The following is a 26,125-nucleotide window of genomic DNA, read 5'->3' as shown; positions in this document are numbered from 1 at the left end:
TCGCAAAAGCAGATCGCTGGCTTTTGCTTGCGTGATCGCCAGCCCGCCAATTCTTCTATGACTCAAACTATTCTGGGGGTGCGGATATCTACCCGGTATCGGGGAAACTACTGATCGCACCAACGATTCTCAGGCGCCGTGCTGACACTCTCAAACCGCAGCAAGATTCAAGCGCTCAGTTGAAGACGATGAGGTTCCTTGTGCAGAGCAAACGCGGCAATTAACTGAAATTACTTCTATTGTTACTTCGTATATTTTGAGACTGAGTACAGTCAGTCGCGACATCGGACGATCTGGCGACATCTTACTTGACGCCGATTCAATCAAGGGTATTTAGTAAGGATAACTTCGCGCAAGAGAACGATGGCATTTAACCTTAGTGGTTACTCGCCACTCGATCCAAGATGCATCGGACTACATGATGGCCCACAAGGCTCACGTAGACGACTCGTGTCGAATTCACGTTCGGGAAAAGATCGTGGTTCACGACACTTTCAACGGCGCCGCTAGTGCACGAACAAAATTGAAACTTGGCAAATCAGGCCCTGGTAAGCAGCTCTTAGCGCTTCAGGAGGATATGCAGCAGCGGATTGCATCAGACCTTCACGATTCGACTTGCCAGCATCTGCTGGCCGCGAGTTTGAATATGATGCGAATGAGGTGCGCCGTTGCTGGCATCGGCAGCGCTATAAAAATTTGCGATGAGATCGACGCGTCGATCTGTGAGGCCCTTAGGGAAATCAGGGCTTTCACCTACCTCCTGCATCCCCAGAATTTGCTCGACGGCGGATTGAAGTCGGCGATCGAGGAGTTTGTGGTGGGGCTTTCATCGCGGACATCGCTGGAAACGCGTCTCAAGATCGATGCTGCGGTCGATGCATTGCCTAACGAAACGCAGCGCTCATTGCTGAGAGTTGTCCAGGAAGCGCTCGCGAACGTCTTCAGGCACGCGAAAGCGACGCAGGTGAATATCTCGGTCAAGGCCACAGATACCAACGTCACGCTTCGGATCAGCGATAATGGCTGCGGAATGCCGATTTCTCAGGCGAGAGATCGCCATAAGGCAGTGCCGCTTGGTGTTGGAATTCCGGCCATGAGAACGAGACTGGATCAGATGGGAGGCACATTTGAGATCCACTCGTCATCCACAGCGGCATGTAGCGGGACAACGGTGTACGCGACTATTCCACGAGCCATCTCGCGCAAAGGAAACAAGCCAGCGGATATCCACCAGGGCGGCCGAGGATCGACGAAGATCCGACCGTCGCATGGCTAAAGGTCAGCTAACGGATTCAACAATCTGACGCTCAGCGAGGGCAACGAACTCCAAGGGCTGGATCTTCTCGATGAAAGTATTTTGCCACTCGTAAGGAAATGACATCGGAGTACTGAGGACCATGAAGCAGATTATGATAGCCGATGATCATGACGCGGTGCGGGCTGGAATTCGTGCAATTCTGGAACGACGTCCCGGATGGGAAGTCGTCGGCGAGGCCCGCGATGGTAAAGAAGCTGTCGCTTGCGCCATCGAAAAGCAGCCGGATGTCGCTATCGTTGATTACTCGATGCCATTCATGACCGGCCTCGAAGTGGCGAGGCGGATGAAGGAGTACAAACTTCCAACAGAGGTGCTTATCTTCACGATGCACGACTCGATCGCGCTCGAACTACAGGCATCTCAAGTTGGCGTTCGCGCATTCCTGCGAAAATCCGATGCCAACAAAATGCTCCTGGCAGCCGTTGAATCACTGATGCATCACAGATCGTTTCATGCCGGCGAGACTTGCGGCACAATGGTCGGATCATCCGACGGAAATATTGGCACAGGCCGATCGCTTTCGCCGCGAGAGAGGACAATCGTTAAACTGGTTGCCGAGGGTTACAGCAACAAGCGTGTAAGCGAGACCTTGAATTTAAGCATCAAGACGACCGAGACCCACCGAGCTGCCGCGATGCGCAAGCTCAACGTAAAATCGACTGCAGGTCTGGTTCGGTATGCCGTACGAAATAATCTAGTAGAAGCATGATTGCGCAAACATGGTCGACAGCCTTCACGGATTTGGCAGCCGTGACGCATATCATTTCGAGGCGGTCGTTCTAGCGAGCTGCTTTCGTCAATTGGATATGGCCGGTGGTTCCAACGAATGGGAACGGCACTGTGAAGCAGATCTTGATTGCAGACGATCATGAAGTCGTGCGATCCGGATTGCGCGCGATCGTCGAAAGCCGTGCGGACTGGGCTGTGAGCGGAGAAGCGAGCGATGGCAGGGCTGCGGTCGCCATGATCAGGGAGTTGAAGCCCGATATAGCAATTGTCGACTATTCCATGCCCGTCCTGAATGGTCTGGAGGTGAGCCGTCAGATCAAGTTGCATTACCCCCGGACGGAGGTGCTCATCCTGACAATGCATGAAAGCAATGAAATCCTCACCGAATCCCTCCTGGCAGGGGTACGAGGCTTCTTGTTAAAGTCAGATGCGCGACATCATCTCATTGCAGCGATCGACGCATTACTCAATCACCGGCCTTACTTCACCGGTGTGGTCGTGGAAAAATTGCTTCACGACTACCTAGCCAGCAAGAGGGACAAATCGAAAGTCCTGCTGTCGTTACGCGAGCAAAACGTTGTCCAGCTGATCGCCGAAGGGCACACCAACAAGTCCGTCGGCACGGTACTGAATCTCAGCGTGAAAACTGTCGAGGCCCACCGCGCATCCGCCATGCGCAAACTTGGAGTTTCCTCCACTGCCGAACTGGTCCGGTATGCAATTCGCATGAAACTGATTGGACCCTAGCTGCCATAGGAAATGTGGGGGACCATGCCTGAGCCGAGAGTGGATCAAGCCATCCTAGCCAAGAACGTTCGAAGTGGGGATCTTCCGACGGCAGGCGCGAACGCCGGCCGGCGGCTGACCCTCGGGGGAGCACTCGTTATTCTGGGTGTTGCCAGCGGCATCTTCCTCGCCTGGCGCGCGTCATCCAGCCTTCTCATCATATTTGCGGCGATCCTGCTTGCATCGCTTCTCGATGCCTGCGCTCGGTCGCTTGGTCGATACATTCCGATCGGGCGCGCGTGGCGGCTAGCCATCGTGATCGTCATCCTGACTGCAGTGATCGTGCTCGGGACAATATGGGGGATTGGAAAAATCCCCGAGCAGGCCCGGATCCTGATGCGCGTCATGGACGCACAACTGGATGTCCTGCAACAACGTCTTCTCGCTTTTGGCGTGGATCTGTTCGGGCCGGACGGAGGGCGCGACTTCTCCCGCTGGTTTCCCGATCACGACAAGCTCTTTGGCCACGCTCAATCGGCCGTCGGGACCGCCTCGAGCTTTCTTGCCAATACGCTCGTCATCATATTTCTCGGCCTTCTCTTTTCGCTCGATCCGCAGGCCTATCGCGACGGCGTCGTATTGCTGGTCAACCCCTCCTCGCGCGAGCGCATGCGTTCTGTTCTGGATGAAATGGGCGCCGTGTTGCGCTCATGGCTCATGGGGCAACTGATCCGGATCGTCCTGATGACCGCCTGCGTGTGGCTGGCGCTCTATTTGCTCGGCCTTCCAAGCGCTTTTCTGCTCGGCCTGCAGGCCGGTCTGTCGAATTTTGTGCCTTATCTCGGCCCGATATTGGCCAGTATCCCCGTGGGATTGGTGGCCATGCCGCTTGGTCCCTCGATGGTGATCTGGGCCATCGGGATTTACACCGTTATTCAATCCATCGAGGGCTATGTGATCGGCCCGCTCATTCAGCGGCGCGCGGTGGAACTGCCCCCCGCATGGACGCTGGTCGCCATCGTCCTGCTCGGCTCTCTGTTCGGCGTCTTGGGAATTGCGCTTGCGATGCCGCTATTCGCGATCGGGCGCGTCGCCGTTCTTCGACTCTATGTGGAGGACTGCCTGGGAGATAACCTGAACGACGGTCCTGACCTTAGGTAGGCGCGGGAAACTCCGACTAGATGGAAATATTGCCCATCGCCAGATTGTAGAGGCCAGCGGCAGCTGCCACGAGGATCGCTCCGAACAGGATTCCCTCGGCAGACGCAAAGACCGTTGCTTTCTGCTCCCGCCGCGCGATCACAAACAGGATCGTGACCGGCGCATAGAGAAGCGCCGAAAGCAGCAGGAAGGTGGGACCGCCTGCGTAAATCATCACAGCCGCGTAGATCGTGGCAAGCGCACCGCGCACCCAGTCGATGGCGCGGCTACGCGGCTCTGTCCGATATGTTTCCCCGGTCCATGCGAGCTTAAGTCCGTATGCCGCGACAAACAGATAGGGAATGAGCGTCATTGAACTCGTCATCTTCAATGCCAACGTAAAGGCATATTCGGCAAAATAGGTCACGAGCAGGAACAGCTGAATCAGGCAGTTGGTAAGCCACAGCGCCCCTGCGGGTACTTTATTGACGTTCTCGCGCGTGAGGAAGCGCGGCATCGTGCCGCTGACGGCTGCGGAATGGAGAACCTCGGCGGCGAGCAATGACCAGGACAGATAATTTCCAAGCACGGAGATCAGCAGGCCGATGCTGATGAATACCTTGCCCCAAGGCCCCACGATCGCTTCCAATACGCCCGCCATCGACGGCGTCGCGAGCGCGCTTAGCTCTGGGCGGAGCAGAATTCCATAGGACAGCATGGTGACCAGGACAAGCAAAGCGAGCACACCGAGAAAACCCAGAACCGTCGCGATCCCGACATCGTTGCGGTCCTTTGCGTAGCGCGAGTAGACGCTTGCTCCTTCGATCCCCACAAACACGAATACGGTGACGAGCATCGTGTTGCGAACCTGGTTCGACACACTGGCAAAGCTCGGTTCCTCACCACCCCAGAAATTAAGTGCGAAGACGTTGGCCTTGAACGCAAAAGCGGCAACGACGATGAAAAGGAGTATCGGTATCATCTTCGCGAATGTCGCAATCGTATTGAGCGCAGCAGCTTCCTTGATGCCGCGGAGGATAAGGATATGAACGCTCCAGAGCAGCAACGACGCGGCCACGATCGCAACGGGCGTGGTGCCGTCGCCAAACACCGGAAAGAACTGTCCCAATGTCGCTTTGATCAGCACAAGACACGCAACATCGGCAAGGCAGCATCCGATCCAGTAACCGGCCGCAGATGCAAAGCCGGCATAGTCGCCGAAGCCAGCTTCAGCATAGGCGAAAATGCCCGTATCGAGATCGGGCCGACGCCGGGACAGCGTCTGAAAGACGAAAGCGAGCATCAGCATTCCGGTGCCGGCGATGCACCAGGCAATCAGGGCGCCGAGACCGCCCGTGGCGCGACCGAATGCCGATGGTAATGCAAAGATCCCGGAGCCGACCATCGAGCCAACCACGAGCGCAATCAACGCGCCGCGCGAGAGCTTCTGATCGGATGAATTGGATGATGTTCCCATTTTTCTATTGAACCTGACGCTCGACGATGAGCGGTCGAATGAAGAAGGACCGGTATTGGCGCAGCAATAGGAGGGCACCGTTTCCGGGTCCCTCCGAGATCGTTCCGGCTATCCGTTTGCACCTTCTGCAATCGGCGACACGGTGTCGTCCTCATCGAGCAGAACAGCCGCCCTGGAAAGCCGGTCAAAGAGTTTTCTGCGAGCTGCAACGGGTGGCCAGGCGTAAAGAAAGATTTCCGAAGGCTTCCAGATCGCAACCCAGCCCAGAATAAGAAAGCTCTCTGACAGAACCCTTGAAAACGGTCCCTCCGTCATTCGCTGAGCGAAGACCCAGCCGAGCAAGAGGCAAATGAAAAGGATCACCATTCCGACGACGAGTGACAGCCGGCCGGTCTTGAATAACTCGCTCAGTTCGCGCGAGACGGCCTGGCTTCGAAGGCCAAAGTAGTATCTGACGGCGGCAGCGATATCGGATACATGCGTTTTCCGGAGTTCGTCAGGCGGCAGATAGATGACGATTTCAATTGGAACACGGTCGGAGAACTCCAGCGCGCGATCAACGATATATTCTTCGGCCTGTAGCGCGAGATCAGTCTCGCGGAACGGAGACGGATCGAGCGTATCGAAGAGCTGCGATACCTTGCGAAGCTTCATTTCTATTCGCCCGACTTGTGCCCCTTCGGTCGAACGGTTTCTCATGGCCTTTCTCGATCGTCTTCGAGTAACACAGCGTGCTGGCGCGGCCTTCGCAGGGAACGTCCGACGAGCCGAGAAAATCCCAGCAGATCATTGACGCTGCCACCAGTACAATCAGGTGTTTCCCCTAGGGCGAGATGCAGGATCCAGATTAGTGAACGCCGATTGCGCCGCGTTTGTTGCGTCCAGCGACGCCTCAGCCAGACCGGAAACAAATTGATGCCTGCGAACTCATCGGGAAATTCCCTAGGTCCCCTAAGGTGATCATCCGATATCGCATCGGCCTCACAGAAGCTTAGGCTAGCTTTTTGAAGGAGGCCGCGCCGTTTCGGAGTTCGCGACAGCGGACAGAATTGCGACTGGATCTTCGATGAGTGAACTGGATCTGCCACCGGGTCGGCATACTGAAGACCTTCACTTCAGAACGAGAAGCCTCGTCCTCAGGCAACTACCCTTTCTCGCCATCCTCGCGCTTGCAATTGCGGGCGTGGCCTATACGAACTTTTCAGGAAAACCGCTCATTGGCTATTGGGAGTTCCTCGCCCTCGCAATTGGCGTTGTATGCGTCGTGACCGAATGGACCGAGCTCGATGACAGGCAGACTCGGGTTCGACTGGTATGGACGCAAGCGCTTCACTGGATCGCGGTTCTTGTTACGATGAACATCATGCTGCTGGCAGGCGTTCAACAGCTTCTGCCTGCGCCTGCGACGAGTCTCGTGCTTTTGATGTTGCTGGCGCTTGGCACTTTTCTCGCCGGCCTGAACCTTATGTCGCTGCAAATGGGCTTTCTCGGCCTCTCAATGGCTCTGGCAGTTCCCGCGATCTCCTGGATCAAGCAATCGGCGCTCTTTCTGATTCTGGTTGTGGTCTTCGTGATCGGCCTTGCCATGGCTTTCTGGTCGCTTCGGACGGATACGCGTCGATCTGAGCGAACGAAGTCTTCACGACCCGCCTCGCCAGGCGATCCGGTTGCCGATCACGAAGACACATCGGACGAAGATACATCGGACATCGAAGCGGCCCGCCGGCGCCTTGGGCTAAGTGACGATTAGCGGATCTGACAAACCAGGAAGCTGCGTTAGGCCGCATGGAGATGCGCAGCTTTCTCATTTAAGAGTTTCCGTTCGGAGCGATCCTCAACAGGAGATATCATGAAGCGCTTTATTGCTGCGGCAGGTTCAGGGTTGATTTTCTTGTGCGCTGCGTTCTCCGCGACTGCAGACCCTCGCGACTCCGTCGAGCGTGGTCAAAGGCTGGATTCTGAAGCAATTCGGGACGATGTCCGCACCAACCGCCTGAAGACACCAGCGTCACCACTCAACGTCGAACAACCGCGGCAACCTCAAGGACAGACACTGCACCGCAGAGGGCGACCACGTTTGCACGCCATGCCGCGACCTCCGAGCGAGCGACAAATGCGGCTGCGCCGGCAACAAAAATCAGTTCAGTGACGCTAGCGTAACGTCATCGTCGCTATTCCCGCGGCAAGGCTCACACCGATCTGGCGCTCAAGCGACAGTGGCTGGAGCATCACGGTCCTGCGAGATCCCCCGATCAGAACATTCGCGCCCAGACCCGGGCCAAACGCAACACTCCCACTCGCGCCGACGTAATTTCCACGGAGCGTACCCCGGCCGACCTGTGAGTTCCGGGCGAAGACCCGCCAGACCAACGCGCTCGATGGAGTTACTCCGAGATCCAGGCCGATGCGGCGCACCGTTCCCTCATAGATGTACTGCCGTGACGCATTTCGTACCCTGAACACGCATCGCAGCGTCTGACGTGAACCGATAATCAATCCAATCCGGGGGTTGCTCATACATGTCAGCGTTCCCGCCCTGAATGCGGCAGAGGAAGCCGGCAGCGATGAAACGCAAAGCAAAAGGGATGCACCGAAAAGTCCAAGCAGGGCCTTCTTGATCATGGGAGCCTCCACTTTCTGCGCGAGAATATGGCAGTGGCTATTCAGCGCCGCAAGATCGCCACGTCAGGCACAACTCGCAAGCTGACTCGATTTCGATTCGAATAGTTACGATGCGATGCCGTTCGACGCGGTTCTTCTGGTCGATACATTTCCGCAGACGATTGCGAGTGATCGCATTACGCGATCGATGATCTGGCGGTCGTATCCTCCGCTGCATTCGCATGGTCAAGCGCGCCCACCAGCACGTCGATCCGCTCCGGCTCAAGCAAGCAAAGCTGCTCACCCGGCCCTGCCGCAAGCCTGTGAATATAGAAGTGCGTGCTGGTCGCATCAGCAGCGCCCATGACCGGTGACGGAGCCGAAATGACCTTCAACGAACCAAAGGTGCCGATCCAGTCGATATGGCGATGTCCGTGCATGACGACAGCCCGATCGGCAAAGGCCTCCAGCCGACGTACAAACCAGCTGCCGTTGATCACGGCCGTTCCGATGCGTTCCGCGAACGCGGTCACTGGCATCGGATACTCCATCAGGTGATGATGCAATGCGATTATCCAGCGCGCTTTCGGGAACTGAGCGATAAAAGCCTCCAGCCGGCGGGTCTGCTCGATCGAGACGAGGCCAAGTGCATTGGTGAAGGAGAAGTGTGTTTCAGCATTGGAGTTCAGCAGCGCTATGCCGAGATCATTCTCCTCCAGAGGCGGAACCACCATCGGATACAAGTCATCGAAGACCCCACGTAACCGGGCTGCACGCTGCAGACCACCGAGATCCGCGAAATCGGCCATCTGACGGCGATACGGCACCAACGCGTCGTTCAGTGTTGTTGTATGGCCTTTCCCGTCTTTCACAACAAACGCACGATCGCCCTGAATGGCAGCGATGGTCGAAAGTGTGCGGACCTGTCGCAACCGTTTGCCCGGACTGAACGGTAGATCCAGCCGTGCCGGATTCGCCCGGTCCACGATATTGATGTCGTGATTTCCGGGCAGCACGAAGGTGCGCGCGACGAGGTCCGGATAGTGTGACAGGACGTCCAGAAACTCCGCCCATTCGGTCGCCCGTCCGGCATCAGTCATATCGCCGCTGATCAGTACATGGTCGAGAGGATCAACGGCGTGAATGGCGGCCAGCCGCGCCATCACCTGCTGCAGACGCTCATTTCCCTGCGGCCCGGCGCGCCCGCTTTCAATGCGAAACCCGTATCGTTCGCCAACCACATGGAGGTCCGACAAGTGAGCCACACGCCAGATGCTGGTGTGGGCCGGCGCTGCATCGAACGCGACAATGTCCACCGGCTGCGCCATACGGGCATCGGCCAGACCCCAGACAAGCGATGCGCCGGCAAGGTAGCCGCATATCAAGACTGCGGCATTTGCCAGCGTCGGAATAATCAAACGATGAGGAACACCAAGATCTTCGAGGCTTCCCGTCCAGCGCGAGGCTGGCCACGCCCACATCGCGACCGCCACAGCGCAGATGGAGATGGCGATTCCTGCCGCGGCCGAATTCACCGCGCGGAGCCGCGCCCTTCCATGCACGGTCAGATGTCTTCCCAGCACCTTCTCCGTCAGATGCTGTAGCCCTTCACGGCCGAAGACATATCCCGGCTGGATGGCAAGCGCGTTAAGAGACCAGAAATTGATCTCGGCGACCCGAAACAGAGGCTTCCAGCCGATCCACCCCAGCGCGACGATTCCGATCGCCACCAGGAACGCGCCGATCTCCGTCAACACGAGAACCTTGTCCGACAGAGTTGAGAGCCAGGCAGAAGCAACCAATGCCGCGAGGCCCAACGACACCGCCGGCAGTAACAGCGATACTGTCCAGGCAAACAGGAGCTTCGGCAGACTGACTTCGACAAGCAGGCTCCCGGCCATCGAGAGCAGGGTTCGCTGTTCAGGACTGGCGGCATCGTCCTCGATATCGCCCCTACGCGGGTCGATCGTTTCCCTGTTCCACTCCTTCGTTGGCTCGTCGTCTCCCGCATCCCCTCTCTTCATGGCATCGCCTCTTGTGAGCAGGCATGTTCCTGTCACCAGAGTGACGCTATCACATCTTCGACGACATCCGCGCGCGTCAGGGTTTGACCCGATGCAACATCACCGCTCGTATGATGTAATTACCGAAGCATGGCGAGAGATGAGCGCGGCAAATAGAGACAGGTCACTGAAAATATCACTCAATTTCTCGAACATGTTGCGGCATGCAGATTTAATTAGGCGGTTCAAGACTTCTGAAAATTGAGACAGCGAGGCATACCCATATCGAGCGCATCTTCCCGTTCTGATTGACGGACTACGCCTTTGGTAATATCCATTCGCCCCGTGCGATATCAAAAATCAGGCTGATAAAAAGCCGGAACGGAGTCCCATGGACTCGCAATCGATCGCAACACAGGCTGAACGGCCTGATGTCCCGACTGGGCAATCGACCTGGTCGGAGACTGTTCAAGGGCTGGCGCCTGAAGCCCATCGCCGCTTCACAACTGCTTTCATGGGTGAACTATCATTCGCGGCCGCCATTTGCGGGCCCATGCACGTCCGCGCCTCACCGTTGATCTTGCGATGCCGTCGCCATTCGGAGTCGCTACGATTATCGGCTCTGCCGTGCAGTTCCGGTGCCCCCTTATATCCCTGACGTTCCTTTTCTATCCGTGAAAGGAGAAATTCTATGGAAGCGATGGATCGGCGAAACCTCTTGCAGGGCCTTCTGTTCAGCGCGGTCGCCACGGGCCTTGGCACGAGCGTCTTTCTGACGACTGCCAAGGCCGCGCCAATCCCGCTGCAGAAAGACCTTGCCAACAAGTTGGAGCCCCTCACCGAAAACGCCCAGGTGGTTGTGGCGGGCCGGCCGCCACGCAGGGTCCTTCACCACCCGCATCGATCGTGGCGACGTCGTCGCCGTGTGTGTTGGTGGCGCCATGGTCGCCGCGTCTGCGCTTGGCGCTGATGGCATGAAGCGCATGCGCGGTGACACGAGCGGCCTCAAATCATAGCGCAAAAGCAGCGCAGGAGCGGGAGGACAAGATGACGACGTATGGCAATAGTTCCTCGGTAAGCGTCACCGGCTTGTCTTCACCGCCGTTCTGGATATGCGTACTGCTTGGCATCGTTCTGATTTTGGCCGGGTTCCTGATCCTCGGCGATGTCGTTCTCGCCACCGTCATCAGCACGCTGTTCATCGGCTGGACGGCCATTGCCGCTGGCGTGTTCGAAATGATCCATGCGTTCTGGACCAAGGGATGGGGAGGATTTCTGTGGCAGATCCTCCTCGCCATTCTCTACGTCGCATTCGGCATCGTTCTGGTGCAACAGCCCGTCGCCAGCGCGATCATCCTCACCTATGTCCTCGGTATATTGCTGCTGGTTTCCGGCGTCATTCGCGTGCTGCTTGGATTTAGCCGCTGGAGCAAAGGGGGCTGGATCATGCTGGCTTCAGGACTGTTCGGCGTTCTGGCAGGTCTGGTTATTCTGACAGGTTTTCCCAGGACGGGCCTGTGGGTCCTCGGCTCTCTGCTGGCCGTCGACATGATCTCCCACGGTCTGGCGTGGCTCGCTTACGCATGGCAACTGAGAACCAAGGCAGCATAGCGGCAGAAGGAACCATCAACGACGAAGGCCACGTGGCACCATAGAAATCTCTCAGTCAGGAGGAATAGAAATGTCAGATCTCGTTGCGATCATCTATCCATCCGAGGCAAAAGCCGAAGAGGTACGGCAGCGTCTGTTCAAGCTGCAGAAGGAATATCTGATCACGATCAGCGATGCCGTTATCGCGGTGAAAACCGAAGCCGGTCCGGTCAAGCTGAACCAGCTGATGAACACCACCATGGCCGGTGCGGCCTCCGGCAGCTTCTGGGGATTATTGATCGGCGTGCTGTTCCTGAATCCCCTTCTGGGCGTTGCACTGGGCGCCGCATCCGGTGCATTGGGCGGCGCATTGACGGACTATGGCATCAATGACGATTTCATGAAGGAACTATCGGCAAACCTTCAGCCGGGAAATGCAGCGCTGTTCGTTCTCATCAAGAGCATCACTGCAGACAAGGTGCTCAAGGAAATCCAGGACGCCGGCGGCACTGTGCTGAAGACGTCCCTGGACGATGCCAAGGAGCAGGCGCTCAGGAACGCGCTCGCCAAGGCCACAACCGAGCCCCAGGCTCAGGCAGCACCAGCGGCGTCCACGACCACGGCATCCAAGCCCGCTGCCTGAGTTTGCGGGACTGGCATGGGTACAACAGAAGCGTCCGGCGTAGATATCTGCGCCAATGCTCTTGTGCGTATCATTGCCGCGAATAACGAAGTCCGCCTGATCTTGCGCAGATCAAGCGGACTGTTGAATTTGCGTTTGAGGTGTCGTTGTTAGGCCGGCGGCTTACTCCACCTTACCCATTTCCTTGAGCACTTCGTTGGCGGCTTTGAAGGCATCGAGGCCGGCCGGGATACCGCAATAGACCGTGGCGTGCAGCAGCACTTCCTTGATCTCGTCAACCGTGACGCCATTGGTGATTGCGCCGCGCGTGTGCAGCTTGATTTCCGGCGCACGGTTCAGGGCCGTCAGCATTGCGAGGTTCAGCATGCTGCGGGTCTTGCGATCGAGGCCCGGACGATTCCAGGCGTAGCCCCAGCACCATTCGGTGGTGATGTGCTGGAACGACATCATGAAGTCATTGGTCGACTGCATCGACTTGTCGACATAGGCAGCACCAAGCACTTCGCGCCGTGCGGCAAGACCGATATCGAACATCCCGCCGAGGGTGATCGTCTGATCGTAGCTCATATTTTCTTCCTTCTGTTTGCGATTGCCAGGGTTCGACGTCGTTCGCCCGTCTGCCTCGATCATATGCCGAGATAGGCCGCGCGAACGGCAGGATTTTCGTTCAATTCTGCAGACGTGCCCTGCAGCGCGATGCGACCGCTTTCCAGCACATAGCCGCGTGTCGCGACATCAAGCGCCAGTCCGACATTCTGCTCCACCAGCAGGATCGAGGTTCCACGGCTGTGAATCTTGGTGAAGGCGTCGTGCATCTCTTCGACGACCTTCGGTGCCAGACCGTGGCTCGGTTCGTCCAGCAGCAACAGCTTCGGCTGCAGCATGAGCGCGCGCCCGACAGCCACCATCTGCTGCTCACCGCCCGACAGCGTGCCGGCCAACTGGCCGCGCCGCTCGCGCAGACGCGGGAACAGTTCGAAGATGCCTTCCATGCGCGACGACAGATCCTTGGCATGTCGTGCGGTGAAGGCACCGAGCATCAGGTTTTCTTCCACCATCATATCCGAAAACACGTGGCGTCCTTCGGGAACATGCGCGATGCCCAGCGTTGGGATGTCATGCGAGGCACGGCTCGACAGATCATTGCCTGCAAAACGCAACGTGCCGGTGACATGCGGCACCAGGCGCGAGATCGCGCGAAGGATCGTGCTCTTGCCGGCGGTATTGGCGCCGATGATGCAGACGAACTCGCCTTCGAACATCTGTAGATCGATGCCGTGCAGGACTTCGATCTCGCCGTAACCGGCATTGAGGCCCTTGATCTCGAGCAATGGCTGAGACGCACTCATTTATGGGCCTCCATCGAACGGCCGAGATAGGCTTCCACCACCACCGGATCGTTCGCCACCTGCTCCGGCGTGCCATCGGCCAGGAGGCGACCGAAATTCAGCACCAGGATGCGATCGCAGATCGTCATGATTGCGCGCATATGATGCTCGACGACCAGCAGCGTGATGCCGTCGTCGCGCAGCGAGCGGATCAGGTCCATGATCTCCTGCATTTCGACCGGATTGAGCGCAGCCATCACCTCATCGAGCAGCAGCACCTTGGGGCCGGTACACAATGCGCGTGCCAGTTCGACGCGCGCGCGCTCGGGAAACGAGAGATTGCCGGCGAGCTTGTGGGCAACGGATTTGAGCCCGACGCGGTCGAGGCAGATCAACGCCTCCTTGCGCGCAGTCTCCACATCGTGGCGCAACAAGCCTGCGGTGAGCACGTTGTCGAGCACCGAACTTTCGGCAAACAGCGCCACGTTCTGGAACGTCTTGGTCATGCCAAGCGCCGCAACCCTATGCGGCTTCTGGCCGACGACACTGGTGCCGTCGAGTTGAATGGAGCCACTGTCCGGGCGAATGAGGCCGACCAGTGTACTGAAGAACGTCGTCTTGCCGGCGCCATTCGGGCCGATCAGGCCGACGATCTGGCCTTTCGGTACCGAGAAGGTCACGTCGGACAGCGCCTGAAGCCCGCCGAAACGACGCGAGATGCCACGCACATCGAGAATTGTCATGAGCGTGCCTTGCTCGAGAAGCGTGCCATCAGCGTGTCGAACACCGTGATGAAGCCACGTGGACGCCACAGAATGACGGCGATCAGGATGACGCCGAAGATCAGTTGCGAAAGACCCGCTGCGCCCGACGAGAACAGATCGTTCATCAGCTCCTCGACCGGAATGATGAACAGCGCGCCGAGGATCGGACCGACCGCCGTACCGACGCCGCCCAGAATGGCGATCAACGCGACGCGGATGGAGATGGATGCTGCGCTGAACACCGTATCCGGATCGAAGAACACGGCGACCTGCGCATAGAGCGTGCCCAGCATGGCCATCAGGACGCCGGAGATCACAGCGGTCTGCAGCTTCACCTTGGTGGTGTCGATGCCGATCACTTCCGCAGCGGCCGGGTTTTCCTTGATGGCGCGCAGCCGATAGCCCATGGCACTGCGCCGAATCCATTCAAAAATGACCGTCACAATGATCAAGGCGATCAGCGCGATATAGGCATGCGGCAATAGCTGCTTGAACGAATAGGCAGCAATGCTGGGCGGCACGAACGGCACCGAGAGGCCGACCGGTCCGCCGGTGAGCGATGTCCAGACATTGGCAATGACGCGCATCACTTCGCCGAACGCCAGCGTTGCCAGAGCAAAGTAATGGCCCTGCAGTCGCATGGTCGGAACGGCAATGATCAGCGCGGCGATGCCACCGAGGAAGCCGCCGGCGAACATGCCTATCCACGGGCTGATGCCGAATTTCAGCACCAGGATGGTGGACGTATAGGCGCCGATGCCGAAGAAGGCGGCGTGGCCGAGCGACGTCTGATTGGCCAGGCCACCGATGATATTCCAGACCTGCGCCATCGCCGCGAATAGCAGCGTAAAGGTGAGCACGCGGATCCAGTATCCGGTCGGGCTGAGCAGCAGCGGCAATACAGCCGCAATGGCGATCACAGCCAGAATTGCGATCCAGCGTTTCATCGGGATGCTCCTACGAGGCCTTGCGGCCTCACCGCGAGCACGAAAATAAAGACGATGAACAGAATGAGGTTCTGCAACTGGATCGGGAAAAACAGCGACGACAATGCCTGAATGACGCCCACAGCCAATCCGCCGACCACCGCTCCCGCAACGCTGCCGAGACCACCGAGCACAACGACGGTGAACATCAGCACGACGAACTGGCCACCGACCCCGGGAAATACCGTGACATAAGGCAGGATCACCGCGCCGCCGAAGGCCGTGAGGCCGACGCCGAGTGCGAAGGCGATCTTGTACATCAATGCCGTATCGATCCCCATCAGCTGCGCAGCCATCGGGTTCTGCGCCGTCGCGCGCATGGCGCGGCCGAACCAGCTCGTGCGCATGAACCACCACAGGGCCAGACCACAGGCCAGCGACATGCCGAAGGCGATCAGATACGGCACGCTGATGAACAGCGCGCCGAGCGACAGCGACATGGTCTGATAGGACGTGGTTACCGAACGAAACTGCGAGCCGAACAGCAACAGCGATCCGTTCTCGATGACGATCAACAGTCCAACGGTGAGGAAGATCTGCGCGACCGACGGTGCCTTCAACACGCGCGCAATCAACTGCCCCTGCACCAGCCAGCCAATCCCGAATGCGACCGCAAAGGACAGCGGCGCGGCCAGCACCGGATCAAGGCCGAGATAGGCCCAGGCGAACCACGATACGAACATGCCGATCATCAGGAATTCCGCCTGCGCGAAATTCACGATGCCCATCACGCCATAAACCAGCGTCAGGCCGATGGAGATGACGGCGTAGACGCCGCCGACCAACAACCCATCGATTATTGCTTGTAGAAATGACACTGCGATCTTTCTTCAGTTCGTCAGGACTTCCAGACCGCGGTGCCCTTGGCGACGTCCTTCGGCCAGACCGTGACGAGCTCCTTGTTGCGCCATTGCGCCATGACGGGAACGGACAGGGTATTGAGGCCGGTGCTGTCGAATTCGACGGCGCCGCCGGTCATCGCCTTGGTCCAGCCACCGGTGAACTTCGCACCGCGCAGCGCCATGGTGACGTCCTCAGCCTTGGCCGACTTCGCCTTCTCGATGGCCTGCACCAGCACGTCGAGCGCGACGGCGTGTTCCAACGCCTCATGCACCATGAAGTAACCGAAGCGCTTGCGGAAACGCTCGGTGAGATCCGGCGCGAGATCGTAATTGGCTGGCGCGATCGAGAGCACGTTCTCCGCGAATTCGCCGAGACCCTTCTCGAAATCCGGAATGACATAACCGGCAGCACCACCGATGGCCGGGATCGTGATGCGCTGCTGGCGCATTGTGCGGATCAGCAGCAGGCTGTCGTTGAGATAGGACACCGGGAAGACGGCCTGGGCACCGGACGCACGCAGCTTGTTGATCAACGGCGTGGTGTCGGTGATCCCCAGCGGATAGGCATCGTCCATCGCAATGTCGATATTGGCTGCCTTGGCAGCAGCACGAAGGCCGGCCGCCTGCGCAGTGCCATAGGCGGTGTCTTCATACATGATCGCGATCTTGTCGATCTTGGCGCCGGATGCCTGCGCAATCGCCAGCGTGTAGTCGAGCTGCGCCTTGCCGAGCGCCGATGCCTTGGCGACGATCTGGAAGATGTTCTTGAAGCCGCGACCGGTGATCTGGTCGGCGAAGGACATAGTGAGCAGCGGAATGTCACGGCGCTCCGTGACTTCCGAAATAGCAATGGTCAGCGATGACGCGAATGCGCCGAGGATCGCCGTCACTTCGTTCTGGGTGATGAGGCGCTGCGCGACGGTGCCCGCGGTGGTGGGCGTCGAGGTCGCGTCCGCCACGATCAGATTGATCTTGGCACCGCCGAGCGCCTTGATGCCGCCGGCTGCGTTGATCTCGTCGGCCACCAATTCGATGCCGTTGCGCGAATTGATGCCGAACTGCGCATTGGCGCCCGACAGCGGCATGATCACGCCGATATTGACCGGCTTCGCCTGCGCGCGTGCCGACGAAACAATCATCGGGCTGGCCAGCAGAGACGCGGTTCCGGCGAGCAGCGAACGTCGGCTCAGGCCACCACGATGGGAGGTTGTCTTGGACATGGGCGTTTTCTCCGAATGCAGAACGGCCTTTGCGGCTTCGTCAGCAATTCGACATAAAACAGACGAGCGGTCAAGCTGCTTGACAGATTGTCTGATAGGCGGTCAACTTGACGCATGGCAAAGATCGAATCGGACCTGAATGTCTCGCGGGAGTCGACCAGCCTGCGACTGCTGGTTGAAAACCGACTACGCTCTGCAATCGGTAGCGGGCTGTTCAAGCCTGGCCAGCGGCTGATCGAGCGTGAACTGTGCGAGCAGGTCGGCGTCGGCCGCACCTCGATCCGCGAGGCGCTCCGGCAACTGGAGGCAGAGGGCCTCGTCACCACGATCCCGCATCGCGGCCCGATCGTCAGCACCATCAGCGTCGAGGAAGCCGAGCAGCTCTATGATCTGCGCGCGCTGCTGGAAGGCTATGCCGGCCGTGAATGTGCGCGGCTGCGCGACCCGGTGATCATCGGACGATTGCGCAAACAGTTCGTCCAGATGGGCGCCGTTGCCGGTCAGGAAGACCGCAGCGACCTGTTGGCCGCCAAGACTGAATTCTATGCTGCGCTGCTCGAAGGCTGCGGCAATGTTTTCGTCGAACGCTTTCTGAAGATGCTGCTGAACCGCGTCACGGTACTGCGCATGACATCGATGACCCAGTCCAATCGCATCGGCCGCAGTCTTGCCGAAATCGAGACCATCCTTGTCGCGATCGAGGCCGGCGACGAAGATAGTGCCGAGCAGGCTTGCGTCCAGCACATCAAGAATGCCGCCGCGATAGCGCTGGAAGCGCTGCGGCGCGATAATCCCTGACAAGCGCGATCACCTGCCGCGCCAGATATCGACTAAAATAAGAACTTGAAGAGGAACGCCCGTGTCGAATTCAGCCGCCATCAATCCGCCCGCCAAGATCGCAGTAATCGGCCTCGGCAATATGGGACGCCCCATGGCCGCATGCATTGCGCGCGCCGGATATCAGGTCGTCGGGTTCGATACATTCGCCGAAGCGCGCGCCAAATATGCCGAAGCCGGCGGGACGTCGGCTGCGACAGTCGATGAAGCCGTCAAGGATGCAGCTGCGGTCATCACGCTATTGCCCGACGGCAAGATCGTGCGCGCCGCCGTCGAAGGCTTCAAGGCGAAGCTCGCGCCGGGCACGGTGGTGATCGATATGAGCTCCTCCGCTCCGATGGGCACGCGCGCGCTCGGCGAAGAACTGATCGCGGCAGGCCTTGCTTTCATCGACGCACCGGTGTCGGGCGGCGTGAAACGCGCCGTCGACGGCACGCTGGCGATCATGGCCGGCGGCGACGGCAAGACCATCGATCGCGCCGATCCCGTGCTGAATGCCATGGGCAAGTCGGTATTCCGCACCGGCCCGCTCGGCTCCGGTCACGCCGCCAAGGCATTGAACAACTACGTCTCGGCAGCAGGCCTCGCCGCTGCCGCCGAAGCCGTTGCCATCGGTGGAAAGTTCGGCATCGATCCGAATGTCCTTGTCGACGTGCTGAACGCCTCCACCGGGCGCAACAACTCGACCGAGAACAAGCTCAAGCAGTTCATCATCCCAGAGAAATACACTTCGGGATTTGGGCTGGCCTTGATGGCGAAAGATATCCGCACCGCCGACGAGCTCGCACACCAGATCGGCGTCAGCGCGCCGCTGGCAGACGAAGTCGCCGCATTGTGGGATGCTGCGCTGGAGAAACTCGGACCGTCGGCCGACCATGTCGAGATTGGCCGCTATCTCACTGCCAGGAAGTAGGTAACGTTGGGCATGGGCCTGATCGACGAGCTTCGCAATCGACTTGCGGTCGCGATTGCCGCGCCGGAGGTGCAGTCTTTTGCGCGCGGACTGGATCTTGAAATTCAGTTTGGGATCGATGAGGCCGCCGTCGCGATCGCTTGTCGCAACAACCAGCCGGTTGTCAGTATACCCAGCAATGCGCCGGATATCGCGCTATCTGGACCAGCCACAGCATGGCTGAAGGTGCTGGCGCCCTGCCCGCCGCCGACCTATCATTCATTTTCATCGATCCAGCTGCGCAACACCAGCTTCACCGTGAGCGGCGATGCGCTGGTCATTGCACAGGCCCGCGCATTTCTAGAAGCCGTGTTTGCGAATCTGACGACGCCGGCCGCGCATGCAGTCGAAGTCGATCTCACGCGCCTTGAGGGCCGCTATCACCGCGTGCACAGCGCCGGCGGGCAGATTGCCGAAATCTATTCAGAGGCCACGGGTACCGGCAGGCCAGTGCTGTGCCTCCACACAGCCGGAGCGGATACGCGGCAGTTTCACGGCGTGATGTGCGATCCCGAACTCGGGCGCGACTGGCGCCTGATCGGCTTCGACATGCCGCAACACGGCCGCTCCATGCCACCCGCCGGTTGGGATGGCAGCATCTATCAGCTCGATCAGCCGACCTATCTGGACTGGTGCGCGAGCTTTATCGAACAGGCGATCGGCGAACCCGTTGTGGTGATGGGCTGCTCGATGGGCGCCGGCATCGCCATGGCGCTCGCCGCAGAGCGACCTGATCTCGTGAAAGCCGTGATCGCGCTCGAAGCGCCTGTGCGCCCACGCGGCCGTCGGAACGAGTATCTCACGCATGCACGCGTCAATGGCGGCTGGCATTCGGCAGCCTATGTGCGCGGATTGATGAGCCCATCCAGCCCCGCCGAAGACCGCCGCCGCGCCGCCTGGATCTATTCGCAGGGTGCGCCGGGCATCTATGACGGCGATCTGGCTTTCTATTCGGACGAGTTCGACGGCGAGCAGACCGCCAAGCTCATCGATGGCCACAAGATCCCGGTGCATCTCCTGATCGGTCACTACGACTTCTCTGCCACCGTGAGCGATGCCTACGCGCTTGCCGAATGGATCGAGGGTGCCGTGGTGACCGAGATGCCGGAGCTCGGGCATTTTCCGATGACGGAGAACCCGCCAAAGATGCTGGACTATCTGCGTCCCGTCTTCCAAGCACTGCGTCGTTTGCCGCTTTAAATGCGCAAGATTCAATCCGGAGGTTGCAGCCCCGGTGACGCCACCCAATTTTCGACCTTCGCGTAAAAACGAAACTGCTGTGCTTTCTTAAGCAACTCGTCTCTCTTCGGGCCGGGCTCCAAGGCGTCAGCTCGCTCAGCGCAATTTTTCGCCATTCGCGCGTAGTCACTGGGTGTCATATGCGAATCCCCCGATTCGGCGTTGGCATACTACCAATCTAAATCTGGGCGAAAATTAGTTCTGAAGATCAATCTCAAGTCGGTGCGATATCTGAGTATTCACAGACACGGCTACATCGACGTTTTTTGTGCCACCATAACGGTCGGATCGGCCAGGCTCGGTACGACGATCAATCTCTTCACGGCGCCTGCCTTGTAGGCCTGCAAGAACGTTGCGTAGTCCTTGAACGATACGCAACCGTTCGAATCTCCCTTTGGTCCCATCAGGTAGCTGTGCGTAAGCAATCCGGCGCGGCCAAACAGATCACCTTGACCCACCGGCTTCATTCGCAATGCTTCAACGCCGTGAAACGGCTTCTCTCGCTTGCTCAGTTCATATATCTGCGGTGGCGTCGCGCCTCGATCATGGACGTGGACTTGCGTTGGATCGTCCATCAGTTCGCCAAGTCCGGAGTGAGCCTCGAGCCGCGTTCCGTCGGGCATGTAAACGGTGCGCGCGGAAATATCGTAAAGCGCCGTTCGCGTTTCCGCCAACGTTGGAGGTGCACTGTCCTTTCCGTCACCGGAGATTCCACCCTCGGGTGACGCAGATGCCAAAACAGTTTCAGACGGCTGTAGCATCGCGAAGACTTTTTTAAGTGCTGCGCTTACGTTGGACAAAGGATCAGACGGTGTTGACGCTTGATCGGGCAGAGACACAGCAATCAAATTGGCCGCCGACGGTCGGACTCTCGGTAGCGGCACTTTTCCATTCGCCGCCGAGATTCCGAGCGAGCTGTCGGCGGGAAGCACTGGCGGCGATCGCATTGCTTGCGCGAGCTGCGACTTAGCCCGCTGAACTTCTAATTCGACATTAGAAGCCGACACTTCAAAATCAAACGCTTGCGGAAAACGCTGAACGAACGAGACGTCGTCGAGCTGGGGACTACTTGGATTTTTGGCCTTAAAGAAGCTCAGTACATTTTGAGGCTCTCGAACATACGCGCATAACGTCAGGGCCGCAGCGAGGGCTCCGACAGACGCAGCAGCGATAACAATTCGAGATCTACGCAATTGATGCCCCGGACGCGACGCAAAAAGGCTACCCAATAATTCAAGCTTAAATCAAGCCAACGAGCCTGACGTATTAGGCCATTTTGGCCTTGCCAGACTTTGCGTCACTCCGGAAGGTCCGTCTCCCAGAGCGAGAGATTCCTTTTCCAATTCAGCCTGCCTAAACAGGCTCGCTAAAAACCCAGCCATCGACGCAGACGTCATCCTGTTACCGCGCGCGGGGCGCGGAAGGACGACGGCCGGCTCGCAAATAGATCAGCTGGTTAGGAGGGGTGCTGGCGGAGAGAGTGGGATTCGAACCCACGGTACGGTTTCCCGCACACACGCTTTCCAAGCGTGCGCCTTAAGCCACTCGGCCATCTCTCCGGCGCGCCTTCTCATGACGGGCCGGAGCGAGATTTGCAAGGGACCGCCGGCCCGGCCCGGCGGTTTTTCTCAAATTATTGAAGGATATAGGGAATTCGGGGGAGCCTTGGCGCCACCTGCTGGCCCTGGCGAGCGGCGAATCGGCTTGCGATGCGTCGGCACTGCCCCCGCGCCAGCGGGGGACCTCCCCATTTCGCCTGGGCGGCGCCGCGGCTCAGTGGAACCGGCTACCGACCCCAGCGCCCAGCGATTGGACCGGCCAGAGTACGGCCGGCTCAACCGGCAGCGTTTCCACCGGCGTCTTGTCATTGGCGACATGGGCTTGCTGAAGCGCCTCGACGAAATCGGCGAACCAGTCCTGAATGGTGCCGGCGCGCAGCTTCGCCATCATGGCTTCCCAGCGCATCCGGCGCTCCAGCAACGGCATCGAAAATGCGGTCGCGATGGTGCGCGCCATGCCGTCCACATCATGCGGATTGACCAGCAGGGCCGTATCGAGCTCGTTGGCGGCGCCGGCATATTTCGACAGCACCAGCACACCGGGATCGACCGGGTTCTGCGCAGCGACATATTCCTTGGCGACCAGATTCATGCCGTCATGCAGCGGCGTAACGAGGCCGACCTGCGCGGTGCGATAGAGGCCAGCGAGCACGGTCTGGCTGAAGCCCTTGTTGAGATAGCGGATCGGCGTCCAGTCAACTTCGCCGTGACGCCCGTTAATATCGCTCACCAGCTTCGCAAGCTGGTTCTGCAGATCGCCATAGGCCTCGATCGTGCCGCGCGACAGCGTCGCGATTTGCAACAGCGAGACCGTGCGCTTGAGCTGTGGCTGCCGCGTCAGCATGCGATCGAATGCATCGAGACGATTGACGAGGCCCTTGGAGTAATCGACGCGATCGACGCCGATGGCGAGCTTCTCGCCGTTCAGGCTGCGGCGCAGCCGCGACACATCTGGATGCGACGCCGCCTTGGCGGCATGCGCAGCAAACTTCGCGGGATCGATGCCGATCGGAAATACCGCACAGCGCGACACGCCGTAACGCGACATCACCACACCACCCGTCGTGTCCAGGCCGAGCTCGCCATCGACATAAGACAGGAAGTTGTCGCGATCACCTTCGGTCTGGAAGCCGATCAGATCGTAAGCGAGCATTGCCTCGACCAGTTCGCGATGATGCGGCACGCCGCCAAAAATATCGCGTGCCGGCCACGGCGTATGCAGGAAAAAACCCAGCGGATGCGTCACGCCAAGCGCGCGCAATTCTGCGCCGAGCGCAAGGAAATGGTAATCCTGAATCCAGAAAGCGGTATCGGGCTTGCGGAACCGCAGCAGCGCGCGCGCGAAGAACGAATTCACTTCACGATACGACTGATAATCATCGTGCGACGTGGAGATCAGGTCGGTACGGGAATGCAGTGCAGGCCAAAGCGCCGAATTGGCGAAGCCTTCGTAATAGCCACCGTAATGCGCCGCAGGCAGATCGAGCATCGCCAGCGCACCGGCGCCCAGCGCCTCAATTTCGGCAAACGGTTCCTTCTGCGCGCCATCGCGCACGCGACCACTGGAACCCACCCAAATCGCGCCAGATTTCTCCACCACGGGCAGCAAGGCTGCTGCCAGACCGCCGGTCATCGGCTCATTCGCCGAAGCGCGCGATACTCGGTTTGAGACTACGACGAGATTCACAGGGTCCCCTCCTGATTGCACACATTGATAAACGTCCGTTCATCAATATGGTTCCTCGTCACCATTCGACCCAATTGAAACCAAATTCGGGCACGCGACGATGGAACTCACCTTTCAGTGAGTTCCATCTGCATCGGTATCAAGACATGAGATGAATCACTTCGATTTGGCTGCATCGTCGACCAGCAAGCGCGCGAGCCATGCGCGCACATCGCGCGGCTCGTCGAAGTGACCCGACACACCTTGCGCACGGCGACCGACGGAGAATGCGAGACCATTCATGCCGGGCATGATCGCAAATACAGATTCATCGGTGACATCATCGCCGATGAAGATCGGACGGCGCCCACTGAACGGCTCATGCGTCATCAATTCGATCACGCCCGTCGCCTTGGTTACACCAGCCGGCTTGATCTCGCAGACAGCCTTGCCGGGCAGCACTTCGATCGGCGCATTTGGGAGATCGGCACGGATCGCGGAAACCGCATCATAGATCGCCTTCTCCGCATGCGGTGCGAGACGATAGTGCAGCGCGAGCGCATAGCCCTTGTCCTCGAGCAGAATGCCCGGGCTCAACTTCGCAATGGCAGCAAGGCGACGCTTCAATTCCTTGTCCATCGGCGGCGCGCCTGACGCGACCGATTCATTCTCTGCCGATAGTCGCATTTCAGCGCCGTGGCCGCCGACCGCCGGGAATTGCATCGGCGCGAAAATCAGATCGATGTCGTTGATCGAGCGACCTGAGACAAGCGCCATGGCGCCATTCGTGCGCTGCAGCAGTTTGCCCATGGACGTCGCCAGATCCGGCGGCACCCACACTTCACGCGGCGTCGGCGCCAGATCGAGCAGCGTACCGTCGATATCGAGCAGCAGCGCACATTCGCTAAGCCGCGGCAATTCCGCACCCGGATACAGTACCTCTTCGGAATGCGGCGCATCGTCGACAGGAATTTCGATAATTTTCTGAGACATGTTCATGAAGTTACTCCACCACGGCCAGCGGCCGTGCAACTGATTCAAGCGGCTGGCGTTCCGCCGCGATGGCATAGCGCCAGCCGACAATCGCAGCCACGATCATCAGAACAGCGCCAAACAGGTAGCCGGCAAACACGCTATTGCGCGACCCGGTATCGATCAGCACGCCAAACAGCGCCGGGCCGGCAACGCCGCCGATCCCGGTGCCGATCGCGTAGAAGACAGCGATCGCCAATGCGCGCACCTCGATCGGGAACGTCTCACTGACGGTGAGATAGGCCGCACTCGCCGCCGGCGACGCAAAGAAGAAGATGATCATCCAGGCGATGGTCTGGGTCTGTGCACTCAACACATCGATCGAGAACAGATAGCCGGAGATCGCAAGCAAGATGCCCGACATCCCGTAGGTCACCGCAATCATGACGCGACGCCCGAGCGTATCGAACAGCCGGCCGAGCAGCAGCGGTCCAAGAAAATTGCCTGCGGCAAACGGCAGGATATACCAGCCGACATGGTTGGACGGGATACCGAAGAAATCCGTCAGTACCAGCGCATAGGTGAAGAAGATCGCGTTGTAGAAAAACGCCTGCGACGCCATCAGCACGAGTCCGACCAGCGACCGCTGCCGATACAGCACGAACAGTGTCTGCGCGACTTCCTTCAGCGGCGTATGATCGCGCATCGTCAGCCTGATCTTCGGCAGCGCGGCCAAAACCGACGGCTTGGCCTTCTGATGCGCGGAGATTTCGATCTCAGCCACGATCTCTTCGGCGCGCTGCGGCTGACCATGGATCATCAGCCATCGCGGGCTTTCCGGAATCCACATCCGCATGAACAGCACGATGAGACCCAGAATAGCACCGGTGAAATAGGCCAGCCGCCAGCCATAGGCTTGCGAAATCACTGCGGGGTCCAGCAGGACAATGGCACAAACGGCGCCCATAGCCGCTCCCAGCCAGAAGCTGCCGTTGATCACCAGATCGGTCCAGCCGCGATAACGCGCCGGGACAAGCTCCTGAATCGTCGAATTGATCGCGGTATATTCCCCGCCAATGCCGGCGCCCGTCAGGAATCGAAACAGGGCATAGCTGGCAAGATTCCATGACAGCGCCGTGGCGGCAGTCGCCGTGAGATAAAGCGCAAGCGTAATGAAGAACAGCTTCTTCCGACCGATGCGGTCCGTCAGCCAGCCGAAGCCCAGCGCGCCGATCACAGCGCCTGCAAGATAAGCGCTGTTGGCAAAGCCGACATCGAGGTTCGAAAACTTCAACGCCGGATCTTCCTTCAGCGCGCCGGATAGCGCCCCCGCCAGCGTCACCTCAAGGCCGTCGAGTATCCATGTAATACCGAGCGCCAAGACAACCCGTGTGTGAAAGCCACTCCAGCGCAGCGCATCCAGACGCGCGGGAATATCGGTTTCGATGATACGATCCGAGTCAGAAGCTGACGTCTGGCTCGGCACCGGCGAAACCGCGATATCCGCGCTGCTCAGATAAGCCATGCCGCCTT

General features: G+C 59.0%; 24 protein-coding genes and 1 tRNA gene. 10 read left to right on the top strand and 15 right to left on the bottom strand.

From position 1 onward, the window contains the following. Positions 1 to 478 precede the first annotated feature (478 nt). The 4 genes from CHC01_RS07195 to CHC01_RS07180 all read left to right on the top strand — a co-directional run bounded on the left by CHC01_RS07195 (position 479) and on the right by CHC01_RS07180 (position 3,934). Positions 479 to 1,276 carry a sensor histidine kinase gene (locus tag CHC01_RS07195; RefSeq protein ID WP_244558233.1) on the top strand — a complete coding sequence of 266 codons (798 nt, stop codon included), beginning with the start codon at positions 479 to 481 and terminating at the stop codon, positions 1,274 to 1,276. A 121-nt stretch (positions 1,277 to 1,397) separates the two neighbouring features. Continuing rightward, complete coding sequence (locus CHC01_RS07190) at positions 1,398 to 2,027, top strand: response regulator transcription factor (protein WP_089263531.1); 630 nt, start codon at positions 1,398 to 1,400, stop codon at positions 2,025 to 2,027. A 131-nt stretch (positions 2,028 to 2,158) separates the two neighbouring features. Next, entirely contained in the window at positions 2,159 to 2,794 is a 636-nt protein-coding gene (locus tag CHC01_RS07185; RefSeq protein WP_089263530.1) for a response regulator transcription factor, read from the top strand. 39 nt (positions 2,795 to 2,833) lie between these two features. Beyond that, the gene (locus CHC01_RS07180) at positions 2,834 to 3,934 is read left to right on the top strand and encodes an AI-2E family transporter (RefSeq protein WP_244558232.1); all 1,101 of its coding nucleotides are present in this window, start codon (positions 2,834 to 2,836) and stop codon (positions 3,932 to 3,934) included. A gap of 16 nt (positions 3,935 to 3,950) precedes the next feature. Here CHC01_RS07180 and CHC01_RS07175 read toward each other — a convergent pair whose 3' ends face one another. Together CHC01_RS07175 and CHC01_RS07170 are read right to left on the bottom strand one after the other, a co-directional pair. After that, entirely contained in the window at positions 3,951 to 5,390 is a 1,440-nt protein-coding gene (locus tag CHC01_RS07175) for a basic amino acid/polyamine antiporter (protein ID WP_089263528.1), read from the bottom strand. A 108-nt stretch (positions 5,391 to 5,498) separates the two neighbouring features. Further along, positions 5,499 to 6,089: a hypothetical protein gene (locus CHC01_RS07170; RefSeq protein ID WP_210421650.1), complete on the bottom strand. Its 591-nt coding sequence runs from the start codon at positions 6,087 to 6,089 to the stop codon at positions 5,499 to 5,501. Positions 6,090 to 6,456: 367 nt separating this feature from the next. Between CHC01_RS07170 and CHC01_RS07165 the strand changes: the two genes are divergently transcribed. Beyond that, positions 6,457 to 7,140 (top strand): hypothetical protein, encoded by a 684-nt coding sequence (locus tag CHC01_RS07165; RefSeq protein ID WP_244558231.1) that lies wholly within the window; start codon positions 6,457 to 6,459, stop codon positions 7,138 to 7,140. A 401-nt stretch (positions 7,141 to 7,541) separates the two neighbouring features. Here CHC01_RS07165 and CHC01_RS07160 read toward each other — a convergent pair whose 3' ends face one another. Next, positions 7,542 to 8,012, bottom strand: a complete 471-nt coding sequence (locus CHC01_RS07160; protein WP_089263526.1) for a DUF992 domain-containing protein — start codon at positions 8,010 to 8,012, stop codon at positions 7,542 to 7,544. 176 nt (positions 8,013 to 8,188) lie between these two features. Next, positions 8,189 to 10,015, bottom strand: coding sequence for a metallophosphoesterase family protein (locus CHC01_RS07155; RefSeq protein ID WP_089263525.1), 1,827 nt, complete (start codon positions 10,013 to 10,015; stop codon positions 8,189 to 8,191). A 1,026-nt stretch (positions 10,016 to 11,041) separates the two neighbouring features. On the opposite strand from CHC01_RS07155, the gene CHC01_RS07145 reads away from it, so the two are divergent. Together CHC01_RS07145 and CHC01_RS07140 are read left to right on the top strand one after the other, a co-directional pair. Next, positions 11,042 to 11,605, top strand: coding sequence for an HdeD family acid-resistance protein (locus CHC01_RS07145; protein ID WP_089263523.1), 564 nt, complete (start codon positions 11,042 to 11,044; stop codon positions 11,603 to 11,605). A gap of 70 nt (positions 11,606 to 11,675) precedes the next feature. Beyond that, positions 11,676 to 12,227: a DUF1269 domain-containing protein gene (locus CHC01_RS07140; RefSeq protein WP_089263522.1), complete on the top strand. Its 552-nt coding sequence runs from the start codon at positions 11,676 to 11,678 to the stop codon at positions 12,225 to 12,227. Between the two features lie 162 nt (positions 12,228 to 12,389). Here CHC01_RS07140 and CHC01_RS07135 read toward each other — a convergent pair whose 3' ends face one another. From CHC01_RS07135 to CHC01_RS07110, 6 genes are read right to left on the bottom strand one after another with little or no spacing between them, the layout of a single operon-like run. Further along, positions 12,390 to 12,794 carry a carboxymuconolactone decarboxylase family protein gene (locus CHC01_RS07135; protein WP_068729678.1) on the bottom strand — a complete coding sequence of 135 codons (405 nt, stop codon included), beginning with the start codon at positions 12,792 to 12,794 and terminating at the stop codon, positions 12,390 to 12,392. Positions 12,795 to 12,853: 59 nt separating this feature from the next. Next, complete coding sequence (locus tag CHC01_RS07130; RefSeq protein ID WP_068729680.1) at positions 12,854 to 13,576, bottom strand: ABC transporter ATP-binding protein; 723 nt, start codon at positions 13,574 to 13,576, stop codon at positions 12,854 to 12,856. Then, positions 13,573 to 14,298 carry an ABC transporter ATP-binding protein gene (locus tag CHC01_RS07125; protein ID WP_089263521.1) on the bottom strand — a complete coding sequence of 242 codons (726 nt, stop codon included), beginning with the start codon at positions 14,296 to 14,298 and terminating at the stop codon, positions 13,573 to 13,575. The genes CHC01_RS07130 and CHC01_RS07125 overlap by 4 nt, the downstream gene beginning before the upstream one ends. Then, entirely contained in the window at positions 14,295 to 15,266 is a 972-nt protein-coding gene (locus CHC01_RS07120) for a branched-chain amino acid ABC transporter permease (RefSeq protein ID WP_089263520.1), read from the bottom strand. The genes CHC01_RS07125 and CHC01_RS07120 overlap by 4 nt, the downstream gene beginning before the upstream one ends. Further along, the gene (locus CHC01_RS07115) at positions 15,263 to 16,123 is read right to left on the bottom strand and encodes a branched-chain amino acid ABC transporter permease (protein ID WP_089263519.1); all 861 of its coding nucleotides are present in this window, start codon (positions 16,121 to 16,123) and stop codon (positions 15,263 to 15,265) included. The genes CHC01_RS07120 and CHC01_RS07115 overlap by 4 nt, the downstream gene beginning before the upstream one ends. A 20-nt stretch (positions 16,124 to 16,143) precedes the next feature. Beyond that, positions 16,144 to 17,367 (bottom strand): ABC transporter substrate-binding protein, encoded by a 1,224-nt coding sequence (locus CHC01_RS07110; protein ID WP_089263518.1) that lies wholly within the window; start codon positions 17,365 to 17,367, stop codon positions 16,144 to 16,146. A gap of 114 nt (positions 17,368 to 17,481) precedes the next feature. On the opposite strand from CHC01_RS07110, the gene CHC01_RS07105 reads away from it, so the two are divergent. The 3 genes from CHC01_RS07105 to CHC01_RS07095 all read left to right on the top strand — a co-directional run bounded on the left by CHC01_RS07105 (position 17,482) and on the right by CHC01_RS07095 (position 20,356). Beyond that, on the top strand, positions 17,482 to 18,165 hold the full coding sequence (locus CHC01_RS07105; RefSeq protein WP_089263517.1) for a GntR family transcriptional regulator: 684 nt from the start codon (positions 17,482 to 17,484) through the stop codon (positions 18,163 to 18,165). A 61-nt stretch (positions 18,166 to 18,226) separates the two neighbouring features. Beyond that, complete coding sequence (locus CHC01_RS07100) at positions 18,227 to 19,117, top strand: NAD(P)-dependent oxidoreductase (RefSeq protein WP_089263516.1); 891 nt, start codon at positions 18,227 to 18,229, stop codon at positions 19,115 to 19,117. A 12-nt stretch (positions 19,118 to 19,129) separates the two neighbouring features. Further along, the gene (locus CHC01_RS07095) at positions 19,130 to 20,356 is read left to right on the top strand and encodes an alpha/beta fold hydrolase (protein ID WP_141137052.1); all 1,227 of its coding nucleotides are present in this window, start codon (positions 19,130 to 19,132) and stop codon (positions 20,354 to 20,356) included. 290 nt (positions 20,357 to 20,646) lie between these two features. Here the strand turns inward: CHC01_RS07095 and CHC01_RS07090 are convergent, their stop codons facing one another. From CHC01_RS07090 to CHC01_RS07070, 5 genes are all read right to left on the bottom strand, one after another. Then, a complete protein-coding gene (locus CHC01_RS07090; RefSeq protein ID WP_244558230.1) occupies positions 20,647 to 21,588 on the bottom strand; it encodes a DUF2778 domain-containing protein in 942 nt (313 codons plus the stop codon). Positions 21,589 to 21,864: 276 nt separating this feature from the next. Then, positions 21,865 to 21,954 (bottom strand) — tRNA-Ser (locus CHC01_RS07085). Positions 21,955 to 22,168: 214 nt separating this feature from the next. Then, positions 22,169 to 23,641, bottom strand: coding sequence for a trehalose-6-phosphate synthase (locus tag CHC01_RS07080; protein ID WP_176454508.1), 1,473 nt, complete (start codon positions 23,639 to 23,641; stop codon positions 22,169 to 22,171). Positions 23,642 to 23,797: 156 nt separating this feature from the next. Beyond that, complete coding sequence (gene otsB, locus CHC01_RS07075; protein ID WP_089263713.1) at positions 23,798 to 24,613, bottom strand: trehalose-phosphatase; 816 nt, start codon at positions 24,611 to 24,613, stop codon at positions 23,798 to 23,800. Positions 24,614 to 24,623: 10 nt separating this feature from the next. Beyond that, positions 24,624 to 26,117, bottom strand: coding sequence for an MFS transporter (locus CHC01_RS07070; RefSeq protein WP_089263513.1), 1,494 nt, complete (start codon positions 26,115 to 26,117; stop codon positions 24,624 to 24,626). Positions 26,118 to 26,125: the final 8 nt, after the last annotated feature.

The sequence above is a fragment of the Tardiphaga sp. OK246 genome (assembly GCF_900188215.1).
GTDB lineage: Bacteria > Pseudomonadota > Alphaproteobacteria > Rhizobiales > Xanthobacteraceae > Tardiphaga > Tardiphaga robiniae.
This window is presented reverse-complemented; position numbering and strand designations above follow the sequence as displayed.